At 69.0% G+C, this 24,043-nt stretch carries 25 protein-coding genes; 10 read left to right on the plus strand and 15 right to left on the minus strand.

The features are described 5' to 3' along the window. Positions 1-43: 43 nt before the first annotated feature. The 3 genes from ACIQLD_RS04535 to ACIQLD_RS04545 all read right to left on the minus strand — a co-directional run bounded on the left by ACIQLD_RS04535 (position 44) and on the right by ACIQLD_RS04545 (position 1,774). Positions 44-514, minus strand: a complete 471-nt coding sequence (locus tag ACIQLD_RS04535) for an SIP domain-containing protein (RefSeq protein ID WP_402605546.1) — start codon at positions 512-514, stop codon at positions 44-46. A gap of 67 nt (positions 515-581) precedes the next feature. Then, positions 582-1,301, minus strand: coding sequence for a tyrosine-protein phosphatase (locus tag ACIQLD_RS04540; protein WP_402605548.1), 720 nt, complete (start codon positions 1,299-1,301; stop codon positions 582-584). Further along, positions 1,298-1,774, minus strand: a complete 477-nt coding sequence (locus ACIQLD_RS04545; protein WP_402605551.1) for a carboxymuconolactone decarboxylase family protein — start codon at positions 1,772-1,774, stop codon at positions 1,298-1,300. The genes ACIQLD_RS04540 and ACIQLD_RS04545 overlap by 4 nt, the downstream gene beginning before the upstream one ends. Positions 1,775-1,945: 171 nt before the next feature. Here ACIQLD_RS04545 and ACIQLD_RS04550 point away from each other — a divergent pair, with 171 nt between their 5' ends. The 6 genes from ACIQLD_RS04550 (at position 1,946) to ACIQLD_RS04575 (ending at position 7,901) form a co-directional block, all read left to right on the plus strand. Then, on the plus strand, positions 1,946-2,872 hold the full coding sequence (locus ACIQLD_RS04550) for an alpha/beta fold hydrolase (protein ID WP_402605553.1): 927 nt from the start codon (positions 1,946-1,948) through the stop codon (positions 2,870-2,872). Between the two features lie 92 nt (positions 2,873-2,964). Beyond that, a complete protein-coding gene (locus tag ACIQLD_RS04555) occupies positions 2,965-4,485 on the plus strand; it encodes an ABC transporter substrate-binding protein (RefSeq protein WP_402605555.1) in 1,521 nt (506 codons plus the stop codon). A gap of 17 nt (positions 4,486-4,502) precedes the next feature. Next, positions 4,503-5,453 carry an ABC transporter permease gene (locus tag ACIQLD_RS04560; RefSeq protein ID WP_402605557.1) on the plus strand — a complete coding sequence of 317 codons (951 nt, stop codon included), beginning with the start codon at positions 4,503-4,505 and terminating at the stop codon, positions 5,451-5,453. After that, positions 5,450-6,319, plus strand: coding sequence for an ABC transporter permease (locus ACIQLD_RS04565; protein ID WP_402605559.1), 870 nt, complete (start codon positions 5,450-5,452; stop codon positions 6,317-6,319). Before ACIQLD_RS04560 ends, ACIQLD_RS04565 begins: the two co-directional genes overlap by 4 nt. Then, positions 6,316-7,107, plus strand: coding sequence for an ATP-binding cassette domain-containing protein (locus ACIQLD_RS04570; protein WP_402605561.1), 792 nt, complete (start codon positions 6,316-6,318; stop codon positions 7,105-7,107). Before ACIQLD_RS04565 ends, ACIQLD_RS04570 begins: the two co-directional genes overlap by 4 nt. Next, positions 7,104-7,901: an ABC transporter ATP-binding protein gene (locus tag ACIQLD_RS04575; RefSeq protein ID WP_402605564.1), complete on the plus strand. Its 798-nt coding sequence runs from the start codon at positions 7,104-7,106 to the stop codon at positions 7,899-7,901. Before ACIQLD_RS04570 ends, ACIQLD_RS04575 begins: the two co-directional genes overlap by 4 nt. Positions 7,902-7,930: 29 nt before the next feature. Here the strand turns inward: ACIQLD_RS04575 and ACIQLD_RS04580 are convergent, their stop codons facing one another. Genes ACIQLD_RS04580 through ACIQLD_RS04590 form a run of 3 tightly spaced genes read right to left on the minus strand, consistent with a single transcriptional unit; the run spans position 7,931 to position 10,051 of the window. Then, positions 7,931-8,548: a GNAT family N-acetyltransferase gene (locus ACIQLD_RS04580; protein WP_402605566.1), complete on the minus strand. Its 618-nt coding sequence runs from the start codon at positions 8,546-8,548 to the stop codon at positions 7,931-7,933. 4 nt (positions 8,549-8,552) lie between these two features. After that, on the minus strand, positions 8,553-9,266 hold the full coding sequence (locus ACIQLD_RS04585) for a uracil-DNA glycosylase (RefSeq protein WP_402605568.1): 714 nt from the start codon (positions 9,264-9,266) through the stop codon (positions 8,553-8,555). Positions 9,267-9,268: 2 nt separating this feature from the next. Next, positions 9,269-10,051 (minus strand): SDR family oxidoreductase, encoded by a 783-nt coding sequence (locus tag ACIQLD_RS04590; RefSeq protein WP_402605570.1) that lies wholly within the window; start codon positions 10,049-10,051, stop codon positions 9,269-9,271. A gap of 195 nt (positions 10,052-10,246) precedes the next feature. Between ACIQLD_RS04590 and ACIQLD_RS04595 the strand changes: the two genes are divergently transcribed. The 3 genes from ACIQLD_RS04595 (at position 10,247) to ACIQLD_RS04605 (ending at position 13,997) form a co-directional block, all read left to right on the plus strand. Continuing rightward, on the plus strand, positions 10,247-11,569 hold the full coding sequence (locus ACIQLD_RS04595; protein WP_387183702.1) for a bifunctional o-acetylhomoserine/o-acetylserine sulfhydrylase: 1,323 nt from the start codon (positions 10,247-10,249) through the stop codon (positions 11,567-11,569). Between the two features lie 163 nt (positions 11,570-11,732). Continuing rightward, positions 11,733-12,644 carry an endonuclease/exonuclease/phosphatase family protein gene (locus ACIQLD_RS04600; RefSeq protein WP_402605573.1) on the plus strand — a complete coding sequence of 304 codons (912 nt, stop codon included), beginning with the start codon at positions 11,733-11,735 and terminating at the stop codon, positions 12,642-12,644. A 147-nt stretch (positions 12,645-12,791) separates the two neighbouring features. After that, entirely contained in the window at positions 12,792-13,997 is a 1,206-nt protein-coding gene (locus ACIQLD_RS04605) for a homoserine O-acetyltransferase (protein ID WP_402605576.1), read from the plus strand. 10 nt (positions 13,998-14,007) lie between these two features. Here ACIQLD_RS04605 and ACIQLD_RS04610 read toward each other — a convergent pair whose 3' ends face one another. From ACIQLD_RS04610 to ACIQLD_RS04635, 6 genes are read right to left on the minus strand one after another with little or no spacing between them, the layout of a single operon-like run. Next, complete coding sequence (locus ACIQLD_RS04610) at positions 14,008-14,619, minus strand: NUDIX hydrolase (RefSeq protein WP_402605578.1); 612 nt, start codon at positions 14,617-14,619, stop codon at positions 14,008-14,010. 35 nt (positions 14,620-14,654) lie between these two features. Beyond that, a complete protein-coding gene (locus ACIQLD_RS04615; protein WP_292766396.1) occupies positions 14,655-15,884 on the minus strand; it encodes an MFS transporter in 1,230 nt (409 codons plus the stop codon). A gap of 9 nt (positions 15,885-15,893) precedes the next feature. Beyond that, positions 15,894-16,385, minus strand: coding sequence for a GNAT family N-acetyltransferase (locus ACIQLD_RS04620; RefSeq protein WP_402605581.1), 492 nt, complete (start codon positions 16,383-16,385; stop codon positions 15,894-15,896). Beyond that, complete coding sequence (locus tag ACIQLD_RS04625) at positions 16,378-16,722, minus strand: MTH1187 family thiamine-binding protein (protein ID WP_402605583.1); 345 nt, start codon at positions 16,720-16,722, stop codon at positions 16,378-16,380. The genes ACIQLD_RS04620 and ACIQLD_RS04625 overlap by 8 nt, the downstream gene beginning before the upstream one ends. Before the next feature lie 3 nt (positions 16,723-16,725). After that, positions 16,726-17,946: a hypothetical protein gene (locus tag ACIQLD_RS04630; RefSeq protein ID WP_402605585.1), complete on the minus strand. Its 1,221-nt coding sequence runs from the start codon at positions 17,944-17,946 to the stop codon at positions 16,726-16,728. 11 nt (positions 17,947-17,957) lie between these two features. Then, positions 17,958-18,791, minus strand: coding sequence for an NAD(P)H-hydrate dehydratase (locus ACIQLD_RS04635; RefSeq protein WP_402605588.1), 834 nt, complete (start codon positions 18,789-18,791; stop codon positions 17,958-17,960). Between the two features lie 56 nt (positions 18,792-18,847). Between ACIQLD_RS04635 and ACIQLD_RS04640 the strand changes: the two genes are divergently transcribed. Beyond that, on the plus strand, positions 18,848-19,915 hold the full coding sequence (locus tag ACIQLD_RS04640) for an NADH:flavin oxidoreductase/NADH oxidase (protein ID WP_402605590.1): 1,068 nt from the start codon (positions 18,848-18,850) through the stop codon (positions 19,913-19,915). Between the two features lie 84 nt (positions 19,916-19,999). Here ACIQLD_RS04640 and ACIQLD_RS04645 read toward each other — a convergent pair whose 3' ends face one another. From ACIQLD_RS04645 to ACIQLD_RS04655, 3 genes are all read right to left on the minus strand, one after another. Continuing rightward, positions 20,000-21,061, minus strand: coding sequence for a hemolysin family protein (locus ACIQLD_RS04645; protein WP_402605593.1), 1,062 nt, complete (start codon positions 21,059-21,061; stop codon positions 20,000-20,002). Next, positions 21,058-22,374: a hemolysin family protein gene (locus tag ACIQLD_RS04650; RefSeq protein ID WP_402605596.1), complete on the minus strand. Its 1,317-nt coding sequence runs from the start codon at positions 22,372-22,374 to the stop codon at positions 21,058-21,060. The genes ACIQLD_RS04645 and ACIQLD_RS04650 overlap by 4 nt, the downstream gene beginning before the upstream one ends. A gap of 112 nt (positions 22,375-22,486) precedes the next feature. Beyond that, positions 22,487-23,941, minus strand: coding sequence for a GuaB1 family IMP dehydrogenase-related protein (locus tag ACIQLD_RS04655; protein WP_402605598.1), 1,455 nt, complete (start codon positions 23,939-23,941; stop codon positions 22,487-22,489). Positions 23,942-24,043 lie beyond the last annotated feature (102 nt).

Here is a 24,043-nt window from a genome sequence, read left to right on the forward strand (position 1 = left end):
GTCAGGCGACCGATCTTGAGGTCTCCGAGTCGGGAAGCGAGGATCAGCGGTCGGCAGGCAGCAGGCCGAAGCGCTCGGGAGCGTGGATGAGCGCCGGGGAAATCTCCAGCGAGCTCGTCAGGTGCTCGACGATGTCGGCCGTACCCAGGTAGCCGCCGAGCAGCGTGACGCGGGTCTCTATCTCGTCGTCGCACATCATCTCGTCGGCCCACGCGCAGGTCGCACGCGCCAGAGCCTGACCGGGTGCGCAAGCGCGCCCGCTTCCGGGAGCACCGGAGCGCTGCTCGCGCGCGAGCCACGTGACCGTCATGCGGCCGGGGGCCTCGATCACGCCGATATCGGCGGTCTCGGGAACCTCGATGAAGATACGGCCGGACGCGCAGAGCGGGAGCGTGGTCAGGAACAGCTCGAGCTCGGTGAGCGAGTTCTCATCGGCCGTGACCAGATGGTGCGCGCGCCGTCGCGCTGCGCGACGTTCGGCACGCGTGCCGCGGGTCTCGAGCGAGGTGTTCATGGTGAGTCCATCGTACACCAAGTGAAGGCTTGCCTAACCTTGCATCGACGAGGCGATGATCGAGCCGTCACCCCTGGGGCGATGGCTCGACGAGCGCCCCCGACAGCGCCGCCAGCTCAGCCTCGGTCATCCCCTGCGCGCGCAGGTACCCGGCGGCGGAACCCCACCGCTCATCGACCTGCTCCAGCAGGCGACGCATCACGGGCGCCGGGGATTGCGTGGCGAGGGCGACCGCGTGGATCGCGTCGGGATGCTGAGCGCGCAGGTACTCGGCGATCCGCTGCGTACGGTGAACCGGGAGCTGCGATTCCGTCAGCGCGTAGTCGGCGATCACGGCCTCCCGATCGGCGCCGACCGCGGAGAGGGCGAGCGCGACCGTGACTCCCGTGCGGTCCTTCCCGACGGTGCAGTGCACGAGGGTCCGCTCCCCCGCGGCGATGATGCGGATGGCCTCCACCAGCCGGTCTCCGCTCTCCTCGAGGAGGTGCAGATAGAGATCATCGAGGCTGGTGTCGGCCTCGAAGAACGATCGGACCGAGCCGAGGAACAGCGGGAGGTGGGTGGTTTCCGGACCCTCGATCTCGGTCGGCTCCGCCGCGACCTCTTCCCCGTCACGCAGGTCGACGATGTGCTGAACGCTCGATCGCACGGCGGCGGCGCCGGATGTGGTGACGCCGGAGAGCTGCCCCGATCGCAGCAGCACGCCCGCGCGGATACGACCACCCTCCGCGGGGATGCCACCGACATCCCGGAAGTTCGAGACACCCTCGATGTCGAGGATCGTCATGCCTGCGCCTGCGGGGCGCGGGCGGGAACGGGATAGCGCCCGGCGATCACGATGCGGTTGAAGGCATTGATCGATACGCACGCCCAGCTGAGCGCCGCGTACTCCTTCTCGGTGAACACGCTTCCGACCTGGTCGTACACCTGGTCGGAGATCCCGTCCTCGGAGATGAAGGTGAAGGCTTCGGCGAGCTCGAGTGCCGCGCGCTCGCGGTCGCTGAACACGCCGCTCTCACGCCACGTCGGAATCTGCGTGAGCGTGTCGGTGTCGATCCCGGCCGCGATCGCCCTATCCACATGGATCCGCGCACAGTAGGCGCAGCCGTTGAGCTGCGAGCAGTGGATCATGACGAGCTCCTTGAGGCGATCGTCGATGCCGTTGGCCGCGCAGATCTGCCCCACCGTCTTCGAGAACGCGTCAAGCGCCTGGTACGCGGTCGGCTCGGTCTTCGACAGGTGCACACGCGTCTCGCTCATGACTCCATGATATTCGGCGGACGGGCGCGTAGCCCAGGACGACGCGATACCTCCGAAATGCACTTCGACAACGTTGACCTGTAATCTCATGACATACTGCGCAATAGAGTGACGTACCGCGTTGTCATATCGCTCTCGCATTTCGTGCCGGTCCTCGTGAGGGCGCAGAATGTGGACGTGGCGATCGACATCAGCGAGTTCAGCTATCTTCCCGCACAGGCCGACGCACTCGGCGTTGCGCTCCCGAGCGTGGAGCGTCTCACGCTCCCCCTCGCCGATGGCCGCACCCTGAGCGCACTCCGCTTCGGGGCCGATGCACCCCGGGTAACCCTGCTCCACGGGGCCGGTCTCAATGCGCACACCTGGGACACGACGTCGCTCGCCGCGCAGCAACCGCTGCTCGCGATCGATCTCGCCGGGCACGGAGACTCGTCTTGGCGCGAAGACGTCGATTACACACCGCGCACTCTCGCCCGTGACGTCGCCGAGGCGCTCGACGCCTGGACCACGCAGCCGCAGCTCGTGGTCGGCCAGTCACTCGGCGGACTCACCGGCGCCGCTCTGGCCGCGGTGCGACCCGACCTTGTTTCCGAGCTCATCATCGTCGACATCACGCCGGGGATCGACGTGACGGCAGGGCCCGCAGCGCTGCGTGAGTTCTACGCGGGCCCGACCGACTTCGCCACGCGGGACGAACTCGTCGACAAGGCGATCGCGCTCGGGTTCGGCGGATCCCGTCCCGAGACCGAACGCGGTGTCTTCCTGAACACGCGCGTGCGCGCGGACGGACGCGTGGAGTGGAAGCACCACTTCGCGCACCTCGCCGCCCAGGCTCTTGCGGCTCACGACCCCGGATCCGCGACCGCTCCATCGGTTCTGCATGAGACGGGCTGGGATGACCTGGCCGCAGTCAACGCACCGATCACCCTGGTGCGTGCCGCACGAGGATTCGTCAGCGAGGCCGATGCCGCCGAGTTCCAGCGACGCGTGCCTGCGGCGCAGGTGGTCGTCCTCGATGCGACCCACAACGTGCAGGAGACGGCGCCGGCCGCGCTCGCCGGGCTCATCGACTCGGCAACACCCGTTCGCGGAATATGACGTTCCGTTCCACACCCGACCCTCACCCCGCCACACATCTCTAGGCTCGATCCCACGGCACACAGCAGCTGCCGTACCGAGAGGAAACGCCCATGTTCCGACGCACCCGACGTCTCGCGTTGATATCCGCGCTCGCGGCCACCGCCGTGATCCTGAGCGCCTGCTCCGGCGCCACCGACCCCGAGCCCAGCAGCGCCCCGGGAACACCCGACCCGAGCGCCACCCTCCACGTCGGGCTGGTCCTCGAACCCACCAACCTCGACATCCGCCACACCAGTGGCGCCGCGCTCGAACAGATCCTGATCGACAACATCTACGAGGGTCTCGTCACCCGCACGCAGGACAACGAGATCGAGGGCCGCCTCGCCTCCGACTACAAGGTGTCGTCCGACGGCCTCACCTACACCTTCACCCTGAACGACGGGGTCGTCTTCCACGACGGCACGCCGCTCACGTCCGCCGACGTCGTCTCCTCCTACGAGACCGTGCGCACCGACACGACCGTGCAGGGCAACGCGGACTTCGCCTCCGTGACGGCGATCACCGCACCCGACCCGACGACGGTCGAGATCGTGCTGTCCGCACCGAACCAGAACTTCCTGTTCGCCCTCACGGGTCCCGCTGGTCTGGTGTTCAAGACCGGCGACACCACCGATCTGAAGACGGCCGAAAACGGCACCGGACCCTTCACGCTGACGCGCTGGAACAAGGGCAGCACCATCACGTTCGCGCGCAACGACGCCTACTGGGGGGAGGCGGCCGGGGTCGCCCAGGTCGAGTTCCAGTACATCCCCGACTTCACCGCCGGTGTGAACGCCGCGCTGGCCGGTGATGTCGACGTGCTCACCGCCGTGGACCCGAACCTCGCACCGCAGCTCGAGGACTCCGGAGACTTCGCTCTCACGACAGGGCGCACGACCGACAAGGCGACGCTCGCCTTCAACAACAAGAAGGCCCCCCTCGACGACGTCCGTGTGCGCGAGGCCCTCCGGCTCGCCATCGACCACGAGGCCCTCATCGACGCCGTCGGCGCAGGGACCGCGCTGTACGGTCCGATCCCCGAGCTCGACCCGGGCTACGAAGACCTGTCCGACGTGATCTCCTACGACCCGGAGAAGGCCAAGGCACTGCTCGCGGAGGCCGGACAGAAGAACCTGGAGCTGACCCTCACGATCCCCTCGTTCTACGGCACGACGGTGCCGAAGGTGCTGATCTCGGACTTCAAGAAGGTCGGCGTGACTCTCGAAGTCAACTCCGTCGAGTTCCCCACCTGGCTGGAAGACGTCTACACGAACCACGACTACGACCTCAGCTTCGTGCTGCACGTCGAGCCGCGCGACTTCGGCAATTTCGCCGACCCGGACTACTACTTCGGCTACGACAACGCCGAGGTGCAGGACCTGTACGCGAAGGCACTGGCCGAGGTCGACCCGGACAAGTCCGCGGATCTTCTCGCACAGGCCGCGCGCATCGTTTCCGAGGACCACGCCGCAGACTGGCTCTACAACGGCGAGACCATCACGGCGGTGAGCCCGATCGTCACCGGCTTCCCCGAAGACTCGATCAACTCGCGCATCAACCTCGCCGGCGTCACCGTCTCCGCTGAGAAGTAGCGAGCGGTCACCCCTTCGTGATCCGCTACGCGCTCGTCCGAGGAGCCCTGCTCATCGCAGGGCTCCTCGTGTCGAGCGTGCTCATCTTCCTGACGCTCCGTGTCTTCCCCGGCGACGTCGCGCAGTTGATCGCGGGCACGCAGGCCTCCCCCGCCGAGGTCGACGCCCTGCGCGAATCCCTCGGACTGAACCGCCCTCTGCTCCCCCAGTACACCGACTGGATCGGCGGGATCTTCCGCGGCGATCTCGGCACCTCCCTGCTGTCGGGTGCCTCCGTCGGCGAAGAGCTCTTCCTCAAGGCCCAGGTCACCGTTCCGCTGGGCATCATGTCGCTCCTGATCGCCGTGCTCATCGCCGTACCCTTCGGCATCCTGGCCGCGCTCCTGCGCAACCGACGGGGCGGTACCGCGCTCAGCGTCGGCGCTCAGGCGTTGGCCGCGGTTCCCGTGGTGTGGGCCGGCATGATGCTCATCGTGGTCTTCTCGGTCTGGCTGGGCTGGCTTCCGCCGCAGGGCTTCCCCCGCACCGGCTGGTCGACGCCCGGTAAGGCGATCGAATCCCTGCTGCTTCCCGCCCTCACGATCGGGATCGTCGAGGGGGCGATGCTGATGCGGTTCGTGCGCAGCGCGACCCTCCAAGCCGCAGGCCAGGACTTCGTCCGCACAGCCGCGGCGAAGGGCCTCACTCGCAACAGGGCGCTCATCCAACACGGCATCCCGGCCGTCGGTCTCTCGATCATCACGGTGCTCGGCCTCCAGGTGGCCGGCATCATCGTCGGCTCGGTGGTGATCGAGCAGCTGTTCACCCTCCCGGGGATCGGACGCATGCTCGTGGCCGATGTCGGAACGCGCGACCTCATCAAGGTGCAGAGCGAACTGCTCGTACTCACCGGATTCGTGCTGGTCGTGGGCTTCCTGGTCGACCTCGTACACCGTGCGATCGACCCTCGACAGCGGGAGGCCGCATGACTCCGCGCTGGCTGGGCCGACTGTGGGACACCTCGACGGGGCGCTTCGGAGTCATCGTCGTCGTCGTGATCGCCCTCACCGCGGTCGTCGCCGTCTTCTGGACGCCTTTCGATCCGCAGGCCTCGGACATCGGCGATCGGTGGTTGCCGCCGAGCTGGCCGCACCTGCTGGGCACCGACGATACGGGTCGCGACATCCTGAGCCTGCTGATGGCGGGCGCCCGCACAACCGTCTTCGTGAGCATCGGAGCAGGTGTCGTCGCCACAGTGGTCGGCATCGCCCTCGCCGCCCTCGGGGCGCTCACCGCGCGCTGGTTGCGAGAGACCGTGGCGGTGCTCGTCGACATCCTGATCGCGTTCCCCGTGCTGCTGATCGCCATGATGATCTCCTCGGTCTGGGGCGGATCCCTCTGGGTCGTGATCTGGGCGGTGGGAATCGGCTTCGGCGTCAACATCGCGCGAGTCACTCGACCCGAGTTGCGCCGTGTGCAGCAGAGCGACTTCGTCCTGGCGGCGCGAGCCGCGGGTCTCACACCGACCCAGAGCCTCGTGCGGCACCTGCTGCCGAACGTCGCCCCGGTCTTCATCGTGCAGTTGTCGTGGTCGATGGCCGTCGCCGTCCTCGCCGAAGCCGGGCTCTCGTACCTGGGCTTCGGCGCTTCCGTGGTCGAGCCGAGCTGGGGCCTGCTGCTCGCCGATCTCCAGCGGTATATCGGAGTGCATCCGCTGTCCGTCCTCTGGCCGGGGCTCACGATCACCATCACCGTGCTCGCGCTGAACCTGCTGGGTGACGGTCTGCGCGAGGCGACCGATCCGACCCTGCGGCATCGCGCCGCCGAGATCCACACCCCGGGGGTGGTCGCATGAGCCTCTCCGTGAAGGACCTCGTGGTCGAGATCGACGGGAGACCGGTGGTCGACGGCATCTCCTTCGAGGTGCCCGATGGTGCGCGCCTCGGACTCATCGGCGAGTCCGGCTCCGGCAAGTCCCTCACCGCACTTGCCGTGCTGGGGCTGCTCCCCGACGGCGCGACCGCGAACGGCAGCATCCGCTGGAACGACACCGAGCTGATCGGGATGCCGGACCGCGAGTTGGCCCGCCTTCGCGGCGACGACATCGGCATCGTGTTCCAGGAGCCGCGCACGGCCCTGAACCCGATCAGGACCGTGGGGCGGCAGATCGCGGAATCGATCCGCATCCACGAGGGACTCGGCCGCCGGGAAGCCCGAGAACGGGCGATCGCAGCAGCGGCGCGGGTGCGGCTGCCCGACCCGGAGTCGATCGTTGACCGCTACCCGCATCAGCTCTCCGGCGGTCAGCGCCAGCGCGTCGCTATCGCGATGGCACTCGCGTGCCGCCCGCGGCTGCTCATCGCCGATGAGCCGACGACTGCGCTCGATGTCACGATCCAGGCCGAGATCCTCTCCCTGCTGCTCGCACTCGTCGCAGACGAAGGAATGTCCCTCGTGTTCATCACGCACGACCTCGCGGTGCTCGCCCAGGTCGCGACCGAGGGGGTCGTGCTCGAACACGGGCACGTCGTCGAAGCCGCCCCGGTCTCGACGCTCCTCTCCGCGCCTTCCTCCCCCGTCACGCAGGGGCTGCTGCGCGATGCGACGGCGACCCTGTGGCGTCCGGACGGAAGCGTCGCATGAGCCTGATCGAAGCCCGAGGGCTCGGGCGCGACTTCTTCGTACCGAAGCGCTCTGCGTTCGAGCGCACCCGCACCCAGACGGCCCTCGCTCCCACCGACCTCGACATCGTCGAAGGATCGTCCGTCGGCATCATCGGGGAGTCCGGATCGGGCAAGTCCACGCTGGTCCGGCTGCTGCTGGGTCTCGACCGCCCCACATCCGGCACGATCGCCGTCGACGGCCGCACGGTCGACGCCACCGCATCGGCGAAGTCCCTGCATTGGCTGCGTCGGGAGACCGGGCTGGTGTTCCAAGACCCGTACGCGTCGCTCGATCCCCGGATGACGGCCGGTCAGATCGTCCGGGAGCCACTCTGGGCCCTCGGTATCGAAGGCGATCACCGTGCGCGTGTGCGGGAAGTGCTCGCCCAGGTCGGGCTCGAACCCGAGATGGGTGACCGCTACCCGCATGAGTTCTCGGGCGGGCAGCGGCAGCGGATCGCCCTCGCAAGGGCGATCGTGCATGGCCCACGGATCCTGGTCGGCGACGAGCCGCTGTCGGCGCTGGACGTGACGGTGCGGGCCCAGATCCTCGAGCTTCTGATCGAGATGCGACGCACGACCGCTCTCACGCTGGTGCTCGTCTCACACGACATCGGAGTGGTGCAGAACCTGTGCGACACGGTCGTCGTGATGAAGGACGGGCACATCGTCGAGCGGGGCTCCACGCGCGACGTGCTCCTGCATCCGACGCAGGACTACACGAAGAGGCTGCTCGCCGCGATCCCCGTGATCCCCGGTTCCCCCGGACGCTGACCCGAGTTCCCGACTCCGACCACGCGTCCTCAGCGCCGCGAGCCGAACAGACTCCCCCGCCGCCGCCCCGTGGGCTTGAGCACGCGACGCATGTACACGGTGCCCAGGTCGCGGCCGAACTTGTACCCGACGCGCCCCATGCGTCCCGCTTCGACGAAACCGAGCTTCTCGTGCAGTCGGATCGACGCCTCGGCGCCGTGGTCGCTGATGACCGCGACCATCTCGCGGAGGCCGATCTGCTCGCAGGCATCGATGAGGGCCTGCAGCAGGGCCGCCCCCAGCCCTTTGCCTCCTGCTCCGGGGCCCAGGTAGATCGAATCCTCGACGGTGTACTTGTAGGCGTTCTTCCCCGCCCAGGGCTGAGCGAGGGCATACCCCATCACCTCACCGCCTGGAGACACCGCGACGAGGAACGGCAGTTCCAGCCGGGCGAGCAGGGCGTACTTCTCCCGCCAGTAGGGAATGCTGCTGCGTCGCTCGTCGAGCGTCACGGCCGAGTTGCTCACGAAATGGTTGTAGATCTCGCGCACATGGGGCAGGTCTGAGGGCCGGGCGGCGCGGATCGTGTACGAGAAGATCTCGGGCGCGGGGGCGGGGCGCAGATGGCGCGGCAGGACTCGACGACGGTCCCCCGGCTCGAACTGCATGCGCTCAGCTTAGAGAGGGAGAGGCTTCGCCTTCCACCCGCCAGTCCACGGGCTCGGCCCCCCGTTCCTCGAGCAGCGCGTTCGCCCGGGAGAACGGACGTGACCCGAAGAAGCCGCGGCGAGCCGAGAGTGGAGACGGATGAGCCGAAGAGATCACGGGTGTCTCCCCGAGGAGGGGCTGCAGGCCGGCCGCATCCTTGCCCCAGAGGACCGCGACGAGCGGCTGTTCACGGGCGACGAGTGCACGGATCGCGAGCTCTGTGACCTCCTCCCACCCCCAACCGCGATGAGAGGCCGCCTCGCCAGGACGCACGGTGAGCACACGGTTGAGCAGGAGGACGCCCTGATCGCTCCACGCCGTCAGGTCGCCGTGCGGTGCGGGCGGGATGCCCAGGTCGCTCTCGCGCTCCTTGTAGATGTTCGAGAGGCTGCGAGGCAGCGGGCGCACGTCGCGATCGACGGCGAACGACAGTCCGATGGGATGACCGGGGGTGGGGTACGGATCCTGCCCGGTTATCAGGACGCGCACATCGGACAGCGGCCGCTGGAAGGCCCTGAGCACGTTCGGGCCCGCCGGCAGGTACCCGCGCCCCGCCTCCTGCTCCTCGCGGAGCCGCTTCCCCAGGGAGGTGATCGTGTCCTGGACCGGAGCCAGCGCCTCGGCCCAGCCGGCGTCGATCCGCCCGTCCTCGGCGAGCTCTGCGAGAGTCTGCCCCATCGTCAGTCGATCGAGCGCACCCGCAGCGGGCCGCGGGCGAGCAGGTGCTGTGCGGACTGCGCGACCGGCCGCATCGTGATCTGATCGAGGTTCACGTGTCCGGGAGACTCCAGCGCGTACGCGATCACATCGGCCACGTCGTCGGCCAGGAGCGGAGCGTCGACACCCGCGTACACGGCCTCGGCTGCGACGGAGTCACCCCCGAGACGGTTGAGTGTGAACTCTTCGGTGTGCACCATGCCCGGCGCCACCTCGACCACGCGGATCGGCTCGCCGTTGAGCTCTTGACGGAGCACCTTCACCAGCATCGACTCCGCAGCCTTCGCCGCGTTGTAGCCCGCACCGCCCGCGTATGCGGTCTGCGCGGCCGTGGAGGTGACGAAGATCGTGTCCGCGTGACCGTCCACCGCTGCGGCACGGCGCAGCAGCGGGAGCAGCCCCGCGACCAGGCGCTGGCTCGCCAGCACGTTCGCGTCGAACATCCACTGCCAGTCGTCCGCCGAGGCGTCCTCGACGCGATCGGTGCCTCGGGCGCCTCCGGCGACCTGCACGAGAGCGTGCACGGGTCCCGACCTCTCGAGTTCGCTCACGAGCGCCTCGACGGCGGAGGCATCCGTGAGGTCGCAGGCGATGGCCGAGGCTCCGGTCTCCGCGGCGAGCGCCGACAGCCGGTCCTCGCGTCGCGCCACCCCCACGACGTCCCATCCCCGGACGCGGAGCGCACGCACCGCCGCTGCGCCGATGCCCGAACTCGCACCTGTCACCACTGCACGTCTGTTCACCATGCCTCCACCGTACGGCGTTCTCCGCGGAATGCGGACTCCCCCACGGGGCTGTCGTGGATCGCTCCGCCGCATGATTCCGGGCCTCCTGTCTGTTACGTCACATTTCCCTTCTGTTGTTGACACGCACCGAGATTCCGTACTCTCGCTGCAACGGCATCCGCCACACGACCTTCCGACCACTCCTGGGGGAATCACATGTCCGCACCCGAGTCCTGGCGCTTCGAGACCAAGCAGATCCACTCGGGCGCTGCTCCCGACCCGGTCACCAAGGCGCGCGCAACGCCGATCTACCAGACCACCTCGTACGTGTTCGACAGCGCGGACCATGCGGCCAACCTCTTCGCCCTCGCGGAGTTCGGCAACATCTACACCCGCATCCAGAACCCGACGCAGGACGTGCTCGAGCAGCGCCTCGCCGCACTCGAAGGCGGCACCGGAGCGCTCGTCCTCGCGAGCGGCCAGGCGGCATCGACCTTCGCCGTCCTGAACATCGCACAGGCCGGCGACCACTTCGTGGCGTCGAGCTCGATCTACGGCGGCACCTACAACCTCTTCAAGTACACGCTGGCCAAGCTCGGCATCGAGGTCACGTTCGTCGAGAACCAGGACGACCCCGAAGAGTGGCGTCGTGCAGTCCGTCCGAACACGAAGCTGTTCTTCGCTGAGACGATCGGCAACCCGCAGATCAACATCCTCGACATCCGTACCGTCGCCGACGTCGCGCACGAGAACGGCGTCCCGCTGATCGTCGACAACACGATCGCCACCCCGTACCTGATCCGCCCGTTCGAGTTCGGCGCCGACATCGTCGTGCACTCGGTCACGAAGTTCCTCGGGGGTCACGGCACAACGATCGGCGGCGTCATCATCGACGGCGGCACGTTCGAGTGGTCGAAGAACGTCGACAAGTTCCCCGGCCTCACAGTGCCGGACCCCTCGTACCACGGCGCCAGCTACACCGCCGCGGTCGGCGACCCGCTCGCGTACATCATCAAAGCCCGTGTGCAGCTGCTGCGCGACCTCGGATCCGCTATCGCCCCGCAGAGCGCCTGGAACCTCATCCAGGGCGTCGAGACGCTGTCGCTGCGCATCGAGCGCCACGTGCAGAACGCCCAGGAGATCGCCGAGTGGCTCGACAGCCGCGATGACGTCGCGACCGTCAACTACTCGGGTCTGCCCTCCTCGCCCTGGTACGCCAAGGCGAACGAGTACGCGCCCAAGGGCGTCGGCGCCGTGCTGTCGTTCGAGCTCAAGGGCGGCGTCGAGGCCGGTCGCGAGTTCGTGAACAGCCTCTCGCTGTTCAGCCACCTCGCCAACATCGGCGACGTGCGCTCGCTCGTCATCCACCCCGCCTCGACCACGCACGCGCAGCTGACGCCGGAGCAGCAGCTCACCGCCGGTGTGACCCCTGGCCTGGTCCGCCTCTCCGTCGGCATCGAGAACGTCGACGATCTCAAGGCCGACCTCGAGCAGGCTCTCGCCGCGGCCCGCGCCGTGTCGGAGGCCGCTCGCGCCTGACCCGCACCCCACGAGATGCCCCGGAGCCCGCGCTCCGGGGCATCTTCGCGTGCCGGTGACGACCACTCACCCGGCCGACCCACAGGCGGCGACGTCGACAATGGAGTACCGCCGTGAGGAGAGCATGATCGACGTCGAACACCGACCAACGAGCGTCCGACGCGTGACGACCACCCGCGCGCGCTGGCTCGCCGCCGCCGGCGTCGCGCTGCTTCTCGTCATCGCCTGCGGCTGGATCCCCGGGATCGTCGGCACCGCGGTTGCGGCCGCCCTTCCCTGGCTCGGTCTCGTGCTTCTCGCCCTGCTGATCGCTGCGCTGTTCCTCGCGCGACGAGTGGTCGTCGTGATCCTTGTCCCCGCACTCCTGTGGATCCTCGCGGTGGCACCGGCCCTTCCGACCTTTCCCGGTCAGACGGGATCGGAGTCGGCCTCGGCCTCGGCCTCGGAACTGACGGTCGTGAGTCAGAACGTGCGGGCGCGATCCGGCGGGGCTGCCGCCTCCGCAACCGAGCTCGCGCAGAGCGGCGCCGACGTGATCGCCCTCGTGGAGCTCGATGGAGACAGCCTCACCGCGGCGCAGAACGCCCTCGCCGGGCAGTACCCGCACTCCTACACGGTCGGAACCGTCGGCATCTGGAGCAGGTATCCCCTCACGAACGCCGAGCCCCTCACGCTCGGACTCAGCTGGAAGCGCGCTCTCCGCGTCGATGTGCAGGCACCGTCTGCTCCGGTCGCCGTGTACGTGATGCACGCGGCTTCGGTGCGGCCAGGACACCAGCAGGACCGCGACACGATGCTGAGCGGCCTCGCGGCTCAGGTCGCCTCCGATCCCGCGGAATCCCTCATCGCCGTCGGCGACTTCAACGCACCGTCGACCGACCCGAGCCTGGCTGCCCTGCGCGCGGAGGCGGACTGGGTGCGTCCGACGGACGGGACCCTCGGGCTCACGTGGCCCGTCTCCTTCCCCCTCGTGCGCATCGACCAGGTCTTCGTCCGCGGACTCGATGTCGTCGCGTCCGGCACGGTGAGGGCAGGGAACAGCGATCATCTCGCCACGGTGACCCGCGTGCGCTGACCCGGGCCGGCGGACGCGGACATCTCCATCGTCGCCTCCCCGAGGGAACGGGCGAGGACGCTCCGATCCGCGCGGTCGGGAGAGCCGGACGGACATCGGGGTCGTAACCTGCCACCGACGGACGACGTACCAGGCGAGAATGGAAGCATGGACTGGCAGACGACCTCCGAGGACACGGTGCCCTCGGCGCCCGTGACGGAGGCCGACGTCCGGCTGCTCCGTGCCCGCCCGCCGGCGACCGGCGCATGGCGTGACGGAGACCCGGTGGGCGGTCGACGCTTCGCCGCCTTCGGCGCATTCTCCACCGAGAGCGGTGCCGAGCTCCCGGGCATCCGCATCGCCTACGAGTCCTGGGGGGAACTGAACACGGCACGGGACAACGCCGTTCTGGTGCTGCACGCGCTCACCGGGGACAGCCATGTCCGCGGCGCAGCGGGATCCGGGCACCCCACCGCGGGCTGGTGGGAGGACATCACGGGCCCGGGAGCTCCGCTCGACACGGACCGCTGGTTCGTGATCGCCCCGAACATGCTGGGCGGCTGCCAGGGCTCGACGGGCCCCGCGAGCGTCGCCCCCGACGGCTACGAGTGGGCCTCCCGTTTCCCGTACCTCACGATCCGTGACCAGGTCGCCGCCCAGGTCCGCCTGGCGGATGCCCTCGGCATCGAGAGCTGGGCCGCTGTCATCGGCGGTTCCATGGGCGGGATGCATGCGCTGGAGTGGGCGGCCACACATCCCGAGCGCGTGCAACGCCTCGCCGTGCTCTCATCTCCCCCGGTGACCACCGCCGACCAGATCGCGCTCAACACCGTGCAGTTGGAGACCATCCGGATGGATCCGCGGTTCCAGGGCGGCGAGTATTACGATCTCGGTGACGGGGACGGCCCGCACCGCGGCCTCGCCCTGGCCCGACGAATGGCGCTGCTGAACTACCGCAGCCCGATCGAGCTCAATCAGCGCTTCCAGCGGTCGTGGCAGTCCGACGTGTCGCCGCTCGGGCACGGCGGTCGCTTCGCCGTGGAATCGTACCTCGACTTCCACGGCAACAAGTTCACGCGCCGCTTCGACGCGAACAGCTACATCACGCTCGTCGAGGCCATGAACTCGCACGACGTCGGCCGTGGACGAGGGGGCGTCGAAGAGGCGCTGCACGGCGTCACCGCCACCACGCTGGTGCTCGGCATCGACAGCGATCGCCTCTTCCCCGTCGACGGACAGCAGCGCATCGCCCGCAGCATCCCGAATGTCATCGACGACGAAGCCGTGGTCATCGCGAGTGACTTCGGGCACGACGGCTTCCTGATCGAGACCGAGGCGGTGGGCTCGAACCTGCGACGTCTGCTCGACAGCTGAGCCCGATCGCTCAGGCCTCGACGAACCGCCAGGGCAGCGCGCCCGCCTCGAGGCGTCCCTGCTCCCAGGCGAAGGCACGCCCGGCGTCGGACTCGAGCACCCGGGTCTGGAACAGCTGCGCCGCACCGCCCGATGACAGGGCCGATTCCACGTCGCTGAACGCAGAGAGCTGGTGGAGCGTGATCCACGTCGGCGGGTACAGCGTCCACTCGCCTGCCCCGTGCCGCGCGAGCGCCTCCGCCGCCCGCACCCAGGCGATCTCCGCGACCTCGTCGACAGCGGGCGAAGGCTCTCCGTCCGGCGCCTCGGCGAGGAAGAACCAGGTGCGGATACGCGTGGGGGCCTCCACCGGCGGCTGCCACTCGGAGAGCACCACGAGGTCGTCGACAGCGAGGCCCACCTCCTCGCGCGTCTCCCTGATCGCGGCACGGCGCGCGTTCTCGGACTCGTCGTCGCCGTCGTGGACGTCGCCCGGTTCGACCTTGCCCCCGGGGAAGACCCATGCACCCGCGAACGACCCGCGATCGGGTCGACGCATCAGCAGCACCTCGAAGGCGGGGTGCGACGCGCGCAGCAGCACAGCAGTGCCGGCGACGGGCAGGGACAGCTTGGCGGCACTCACCCCGTCACTCTACGACCGGACCGACCGCGGCGAAACTACGAGGCGACGAGCTCCGCTGCCGCCGGGCGACGTCCTTCGACGCGGTACGAGAGCAGCGCGATCAGCAGACCGGCCACAGCGAGCGCGGCACCGGTCCATGCCGGTGCCGTGAACCCCCAGCCCGCGGCGATCACGACGCCGCCGAGGAACGCACCCAGGCTGTTGCCGATGTTGAGCGCCGAGTGGTTCATGGCTGCGGCGATCGACTGGTTGTCGCCCGCCACGTCCATGAGTCGGGTCTGGATCGTCGGGCTCAGCACGGAGGACACGAACCCGACCACCAGCACCACCGCGGCCAGGCTGACGATCCAGAACGACAGGAACGCCAGCAGCGCGAAGACCACGGCCATGGCGGCGAGCCCGAAGAGCAGCGTGCGGCGCAGATCGATGTCGGCGAGGTGACCGCCGACGAGGTTTCCCGCCGTCATGCCGAGCCCCATGAGCACGAGGACGATCGGCACCACCCATTCCGGGGAACCGGAGACCTCGGTCACCAGCGGGGCGATGTAGCTGTAGACGGCGAAGAACCCGCCGAAGCCGATCGCGCCGACGCCCAGGGTGAACCACACCTGCGGGATGCGGAACACTCGCAGCTCCTGCCGCATCGTGCGTCCCGGATCTCCCGGATGCTCCGGGACGAAGAGGGCGATGCAGAGTGTGGCGAGAGCGAAGACGAGCGCCACGACCGCGAACGCGGAGCGCCAGCCCCACTGCTGCCCGAGGAAGGTACCCAGCGGCACACCCACGACGTTGGCGACGGTGAGACCGGTGAGGATGAACGCCACGCCCTTGGCACGGTTGCCCGGCCCCATCACATCGGCCGCCACGAGCGCACCGATGCCGAAGTAGGCGCCGTGCGGGAGTCCGGCAAGGAAGCGGGACGCGGCGACGAGCTCGAACGTGGGCAGCACCACCGTGAGGGCGTTGAACACCGTCAGCGCGAGGGCAAGCACGATCATCACCCGATGCCGCGGGTAGCGCGCGACGAAGCCGGCGATGGTCGGAGCGCCCACCACCACGCCGAGCGCGTACAGCGAGATCAGCCAACCGGCTTGGCTCAGCGCGTCTTCCTGGCTGGTCGCCCATAGCGAAGGCAACAGATCGGCGGCGATGTTGGGCAACAGGCCCATGACCACGAACTCGGTCATGCCGATGCCGAAGCTGCCGATGGCGAGAGAGAGGAGCGCCCACTTCGCCGCACCCCTCGATTCAGTCGAGGGATTCACCGGACCATCTTAGCGGCCGTCGGTCCCCTCGCCCGTCCGTCTCGGACCCGTCCGCCCTCTGCGGTCGCGTCTCATGAAGACATCCACCTCGTCCTGCGTGTCGACGACGAAACCATGGCGTTCGTAGAGCCCGCGTGCCGGGCTGCCGTGGAGCACGTTGAGTCGATACGAGCTGGCGTCATCGAGCACCATCCCCAGCACTCGGCCGCCGACACCGCGTCCCTGATGCGATGTCGCGATGTAGAAGTGTTCCAGCCAACGGGACTCGCCCTCCGACCGGATGGCGATCGAGCCGACATCGGTGGCGTCCACGACGATGATCCAGGTCTGCATGGGATCGAAGGCATCCCGGAACCGCTGCCGGACACGGATATCGTCGTAGCGACCCAGCCGCTCCAGGTCGACACGAAGGACGTCGGCCCGCAGCTCCGCGATCCACTCGGCATCTTCCGCCAGCGCCGGCCGAAGAGCGATCGACACGGACGAACGGCGATCAGTCACCGGACCCCTCGACCGCTGCCCCGTCGATGGCTGCTTCCAGCCGCTGGATCTTCGCGTCCAGTTCTCCGGAGTACCCGGGTCGGATGTCGGCCTTGAGCACGAGGGAGACACGCGACCCGAACGGCATCACGGCTTCGGTCGCACGCTTCACCACTTCCATGACCGTGTCCCAGTCGGGACCCTCGATCTCGGTGAACATGCTCGTGGTGCGATGCGGCAGCCCCGACTCGCGAACCACGCGCACGGCAGCGGCCACGGCGTCGTGCACGGAGGCGTCGGTGCGCTCCTCCCCTTCGACGGGGGTGCCGCTCGGGGCGACGGAGAAGGCGATCAGCATGGTTCACTCCTGGGTGTTCGGATGACGGACGGGCACGCGCACGAGCGCGCGGGTGCCCAGGACGAGCAGGACGACGAGAAGGATGTTGCGCACCGTGAGGACGGCGACCGCGAGGGCATCGGCGCGCAGCAACGCGTCATAGCCGATCGGATAGACGAGGCAGGTCAGCACGCAGAGCGCGAGGACGACGACGGCGGGAAGGCGTGCCCTGACCCGATCGAGCACGAGCCAGAGGATCACCGGAGCGATCAGCCAGGTCTGGAACTGCGGCGAACCGACCTTGTTGGTGACGATCAGCAGCGCCACCAGTGTGAGCGCGAGCGGAGGGAACAATCGCGGGAAGGTCGCACCGCGCACCGCCTTGAGCGCACCCAGCACGGTGACCGCCGCCACGGAGATCGCCATGAGCGGAGTGAGGGCGGCGGTGACGGCATCGACCCCTGGCGCGGTGATCTGGAACGTCAGGATCTCGAAGCTGTACTCGATGCGGGCGGCTCCGGCGACCGCGAGCCACAGGAAGGGCGTTGCGGCCACGGCTTCGATCTGCAGTCCCCGTCCGGTCTGCTCGGTCAGGAAGCCGAGGATCTCGGTGTCCGCTCCGAGCAGGAACAGCGTTGCGACGACCCCGGCACTGACGACGGCGGCGGCGATCAGCACCCGCAGGCGCGCCCGGAGTGCGATGACGGCGGCCAGCACGAGTGCACCGGGCCAGATCTTGATCCATGCCCCGATCGTGAGGAGCGCGGCGCCGACAGCAGGCCGCGACACGAGCCAGAGCCCGCCGATCACGGCGATCGGGACGGTGATCGCATCGATGCGGTAGAGCGCGATCGGTCCGAGGAGCAACAGTGCACCGCACCAGAACCAGGCCGCGACACGGCGTGCGTGCGAGGGTGAGCGCCCGACGAGCACACCGAAGGCGACGGCATCGAGGATGACCACCAGGAACGCCCATCCCACCAGATACGCGCTGGACACTCCGAGCAGCGGCACGAGCGGCGTGGAGAGCGCGGCGGCGGCGAGCATCGGTACGAGGGCGAGTTGAGGGTAGACCCACGTCTCGGTGACACCGACGATCGGTCCCCCACCGAGTGCAGAGGACGCCCAGGGCTCGTACACGAGGACGACGTCGCCCATGGGCTGACTGGGGTACACCCAGCCGAGCCACGCGGTGAGCGCGTGCACGACGAGGAAGACGCTCCACAGCGCGACCACCCGGGTCATCGACGCGCGACTCACGCCAGGACGTCCGCGATCGCGAGCGGAAGGGCCTCGGCGACATCCATCGCGACGATCGGATGTCCCGTCCCGCCGTCGCGCACTCCGGCGGCGATGCGGCCGGCGTGTCCGTGCACCCATGCTCCGGCCGCGGCGACCTCGGCGATCGGGCGTCCGGGATTCGCCGCGAGCACCGCACCCAGCGCCCCGGCGAGGACATCGCCCGTCCCGGCCGTCGCCAACCAGCCGGTCCCCGCATCGACGGCGATGACTGCCCCGTCCGCTGCCGCGATCAGCGTGCGCGCCCCCTTGAGCAGCACGGTACCCCCGAGCGTGTCCGCCATGTGCCGCGCGGCCTGCACGCGATCCTCCTCGGTCGAGGACACGCCGAGGTTCTCCTGAAGCCGGGCGAACTCCCGCGCGTGCGGTGTCACGACGAACGGCGCCGTCGTCCCTTCCACGAGGTCCAACGCTCCGGCGTCGATCACCACGGCAGCGGTGCCGCAGAGGATCTCCCGCAGCGCGCCGGATTCCGCGTCGCTGCGATGCCCAGGGTCCGTCCCCGAGCCGATCACCCAGGCATCGACCCGCGAACGCCCCGCGTCCACCCCGGCGACGGTCTCCGGGCGTCGAGCGAGCACGGCATCGGCGACCCGCTCCGCCCCCACGTATCGGACGAATCCCGCTCCGGCCCGCCACGCAGCCTCGACACCGAGTACCGCGGCGCCGGGATAGGCGGGCGATCCGGTGCGCAGCGCCACCACCCCACGGGCGTACTTGTCGTCATCTGCGGTGGGGGCACGGAACAACCGCGCGGTGTCGCCGCGTGTCCACTCGTGCACCTCGACCATGACTCCACGTTAGTGCGACGGCCCGCTCCGCACCCGGGCGGCGGTACCGTCGAACGGTGAGTCTTCTCTTCTCCCCGCTGCGCATCCGTTCCGTCGACTTCCGCAACCGCCTCTGGGTCTCGCCGATGTGCATGTACAGCGCCGTGGATGGGGTGGTTCAGGAGTGGCATCACACCCACCTCGTCCAGTTCGCGTCCGGTGGCGCCGGACTCATCATCGCCGAGGCCACGGCCGTGGTGCCCGAGGGACGCATCTCTCCGCGTGACGTGGGGCTCTGGAACGACGAGCAGCGCGACGCCCTCACCCCGATCGTGCGGGCGATCCATGACCGCGGAGCCTCGGCCGGCATCCAACTGGCCCACGCCGGCCGCAAGGCCTCGACGTGGTGGCCGTGGGCTCCCGACCGAGGATCGGTGCCGGCGGCCGAAGGCGGGTGGACGACGTCCGCGCCGTCGGCCATCGCCTTCGACGGCTTCGACGAGCCGGTGTCGCTCGACCTCGCCGGGATCGACCGTGTGGTCGAGGCGTTCGCGGCCGCGGCCCGGCGCGCGATCGACGCCGGCTTCGACGTGCTGGAGGTACACGGGGCGCACGGCTACCTCCTGCACCAGTTCCTGTCCCCGCTGTCGAACCTGCGCGAGGACGAATACGGCGGCTCGCTCGAGAATCGTGCCCGGCTGCTGTTGCGCGTTGTCGACGCCGTCCGCGCCGCCGCCGGCGCCGACGTGCCGCTGTTCGTCCGGATCTCCGCCACCGACCACGCCGACGGCGGCTTCACGCCCGACGAAGCGGCGATCGTCGGCGACTGGGCCGCGCAGCGGGGTGCGGACCTGATCGACGTCTCGAGCGGCGGCCTCGTCGCGCACCAGCGGATCAGTGTCTTCCCCGGGTATCAGGTACCGCTCGCAGAGACCGTGCGTCAGGGTGGCAGGATCCCGGTAGCGGCGGTCGGTCTCATCACCGCGGCGGCCCAGGCCGAGCGAGTGCTCGTGGAGGGTGCCGCAGATGCGATCTTCGCCGGGCGGGAATGGCTGCGCGACCCGCATTTCGCCCTCCGCGCCGCTCACGAGCTCGACGCGGACATCGTCTGGCCGCCGCAGTACGAGCGCGCCCGCCTGCGCTGAGCGTCGTCGCGCGGGCGCCCTCCACACAGACGAAGGCCGCCGACCCGCGGAGGGTTCGACGGCCTTCGTCTGTCCGATCGACGCTCAGCGTCCGCGGAAGCGACGAGTAGCGTCCTGCACCTCTCCGACCAACTCCTCAAGGATGTCCTCGAGGAACAGCACGGCGGTGGTGTTCCCCTGCGCGTCGCGCACCTTCGCCAGATGCCGACCTGCACGGCGCATGACCGCGAGCGCGTCCTCGAGGTCCGTGTCCTCCTGCACCGGGACCATGTGGTGGATGCGCTTGGCCGGAACCGGCTCGATCATCTTGACTTCCGCGTCCGGGCCCTCGGAGGCGCGAAGGATGTCCTTCAGGTGCACATATCCGATCGGCACGGACTCGTCGTCGACGATCACATAGCGCGAGAACCCGTAGCGGGCGACCGCCTTCTCGATATCGTCCGGGGTGGTCGACTGCGGCAGCGTCACCAGATCGCTCAACGGCACGGCGACGTCCCGTGCCTTCTTGTCAGTGAACTCGACCGCCGCAGCGACCGTTCCCGCGGTGTCCATGAGCACACCCTCGCGACGAGACTGGCTGACGATGGTCGCGACCTCGTCGAGCGTGAACGTCGACGCGGCCTCGTTCTTCGGCTCCACCCGGAACAGGCGCAGCACGCCGTTGGCCGCCGCATTGAGCACCCAGATCACCGGCATGAAGACCTTCGACACCCACACCAGCGGCGGAGCGAGGATCAGCACGGCCCGATCCGGCACCGAGAACGCGAGGTTCTTCGGCACCATCTCGCCGAACACCACGTGCAGGAACGACACGATCAACAGGGCGATCGTGAACGAGACGGCGTCGACCGCCCCATCCGGCCAGCCGAGCGCGTGCAGCGGCACGGAGAGCAGGTGGTGGATCGCCGGTTCGGACACGTTCAGGATGAGCAGCGAGCAGATCGTGATGCCCAGCTGCGACGTCGCGAGCATCAGCGTCGCGTGCTCCATCGCATACAGGGCCGTCTTGGCGGCGCGCGACCCCTGGTCGGCACGGGGCTCGATCTGCGAACGCCTGGCCGAGATCACAGCGAACTCGGCGCCGACGAAGAAGGCGTTCGCGACCAGGAGCACGACGAGCCAGGCGAGTCCTCCCCAATCGCTCATCGGGTCACCTCCTCATCGCCATCGAGCGGTCTCGGAACGTAGCGCACCCGATCCACGCGTCGCCCGTCCATACGGACCACCTGCAGCACGCCGCTGTCGAGCGGAACCTCGTCGCCGACCGATGGCACGCGCTCGAGCACGCTCATGACGTAGCCGCCGACCGTGTCGTACACATCGCCCTCCGGCACCTCCACACCGGCACGACGACGCAGCTCATCGGGTCGAAGCTCGCCGGGGAACGTGACGCCCTCCCGATTGCGGATGACTCCCGCTCGCGTGCGATCGTGCTCATCGGCGACCTCGCCGACCAGTTCCTCTACGAGGTCTTCCAGGGTCACGAGTCCTGCCGTCCCGCCGTACTCGTCCACGACGATCGCGAGTTGATACCCGCGTGCACGCAGTTCCGCGATCAGCGCGTCGACGTGCACGGTCTCCGGAACGCGGAGCGGCTCCGTCGCGAGAGCTCCGACCGGCACCTCGGTCCGGCGATCGCGCGGAACCGAGATGGCGGCTTTCAGGTGCACGACGCCCATGATGTCGTCGAGGTCGTCGTCATACACCGGGAAACGGCTGTGGCCCGTGCGCCGCGCGAGCTGGATGACGTCGTCCACGGAATCGCCGGCGGCGATCGCGTGCATGCTCGGTCGGGCGGTCATCACGTCGGCCGCTGTGAGCCGGGAGAACATGAGGGTGCGGTCGAGCAGCGAGGCGGTGTCGGCCTCCAGCAGGCCCGCGTTGGCCGACCGTCGCACGAGCGACGACAGCTCCTCGGCGCTGCGGGCTCCCGACAGCTCTTCCTTCGGCTCGATCCCCATGCCGCGCAGCACGCCGTTCGCACTGCCGTTGAGGACCACGACGGCGGGTTTGAAGACGGTCGTGAACGCGATCTGGAACGGGATCACGAGCTTCGCGGTGGCCAGCGGCAGAGCGAGGGCGAAGTTCTTGGGGACGAGTTCGCCGAGGATCATCGAGAGCACCGTCGCCACCAGCATCGCCACGATGGTCGCGATCGGCGCGACGGCCGCTTCAGGGAGGTTCCAGGCGATGAGGGTCGGGCGCAGGAGGTTCGACAGCGCCGGCTCCATCGTGTAACCGGTGAGCAGCGTCGTGAGCGTGATGCCGAGCTGCGCCGCGGAGAGATGCGTCGACGTGTGCCTGAGAGCGCTGATCGTGAGCGAGAGCCGCGATTCGCCGCGTGCCTGCCTGGCCTCGAGTTCGGCGCGATCGAGGTTCACCAATGCGAACTCGCTCGCCACGAAGAGGCCGGTGCCGACCGTGAGCAGGAGCCCCACGCCCAACATGATGTAGTCCATCAGAGGTTCCTCTCCGGGGAGAGAGGCGGACAGTGGGGCGATGTTCTACAACTGGGAGGGTCGTCCATTATGCCGACGATTGTACCGAAGCCGACGGGGAGTGCGCTCGCAGTCACCAGCTGACCGGCAGCGCCTTGCCCTCTTCGTAGCCGGCCGCCGACTGCAGACCCACCACGGCCCGGTCGTGGAACTCCGGCACCGATGAGGCACCGGCGTAGGTGAACGAGGAGCGCACACCGGAGGTGATCATGTCGAGAAGGTCCTCGATCCCGGGGCGGAGCGGGTCGAGATAGATCTTCGATGAGGAGATGCCCTCGGCGAACAGCTCCTTACGGGCACGTTCGTAGGCGTCGAGACGGCCGAAGCGCGCCTGGACCGCCTTGGTCGACGCCATACCCCACGACTCCTTGAACAGACGCCCCTCGGCGTCGCGCTGCAGCTCCCCCGGTGCCTCGATGGTGCCGGCGAACCAGGATCCGACCATGACGGAGGCGGCGCCGGCGGCGAGAGCGAGGGCCACATCGCGCGGGTAGCGCACCCCGCCGTCGGCCCAGACATGTGCGCCGAGCTCGCGCGCCGCCTGCGCGGTCTCGAGCACGGCGGAGAACTGCGGGCGGCCGACCGCCGTCATCATGCGGGTGGTGCACATCGCACCGGGCCCGACACCGACCTTGAGGATCGAGGCACCCGCGTCGACCAGATCCGCCACGCCGTCGGCCGTGACGATGTTGCCCGCGACGACGGGGAGGCCGAGATCGAGTTCGGCGACGGCCCGCAGAGCCCGCAGCATCCCCTCCTGGTGACCGTGGGCCGTGTCGACGACCAGGACGTCGACACCCGCGGCGGCGAGAGCCTTGGCCTTCGCCGCGACGTCGCCGTTGATGCCGACGGCGGCGGCGACGGCGAGACGCCCGTCGGAATCGACCGCCGGACGATAGAGCGTCGAACGCAGCGCGCTGCGGGCGCTCAGCGTACCGACGAGGTGTCCGTGATGCACGACCGTCACCATCTCAACGCCCGCGTCGGTGATCACGTCGAACGCGTGCCTTTCCGAGCCGATGTCGTCCGCATCGATCGAGGGCGTACCGCGGTGCACGAGGTCGCCGAGCTGCGCATCGGGGAGGGCCGTGGCCAGCCTGGTCGCGGGGAGGATCCCGAGGATGTGCTCGACATCGACCGGCGCCGCACCGCGCGCGACGACGATCCCGTGACCGCTGGTCGCCGGAAGCAGACGGAGCGCATCGGCCGCCGAGGCTTCGGGGGGCAGCACGATCGGCGTGTCCCAGAGCACGGGCTGCGCCTTGACCTCACGGATGGCGGCGTCGAGATCCTGCAGCGGCAGATCCTGTGGCAGCACGCCGAGGGCGCCACGCCGCGCGAGCACGGCGGCGATGCGCGGCCCGGTCACCGAGTTCATGTTCGCGGCGACGAGCGGCAGTGTCGCCGGGGTGCCGTCCTGCGGGGCGAGGTCGACCTGGAGACGGCTGGTGATCGCAGATCGGCGCGGCACCAGGAAGACGTCGGAGTAGGTCAGATCGACGGTCGGCTGCGCTCCAGAGAACTTCATGCTTCCACGGTACCCAGATCGCGACGCGGTGGGTGCTCGGCTTCGACGATTCCCCTAGCGAAACACGTTAGGCTTGTTGGTCGAGAGTGTGCGGGCCCGAAC

The organism is Microbacterium sp. NPDC091662 (assembly GCF_044756705.1).
Classification (GTDB): Bacteria; Actinomycetota; Actinomycetes; order Actinomycetales; family Microbacteriaceae; genus Microbacterium.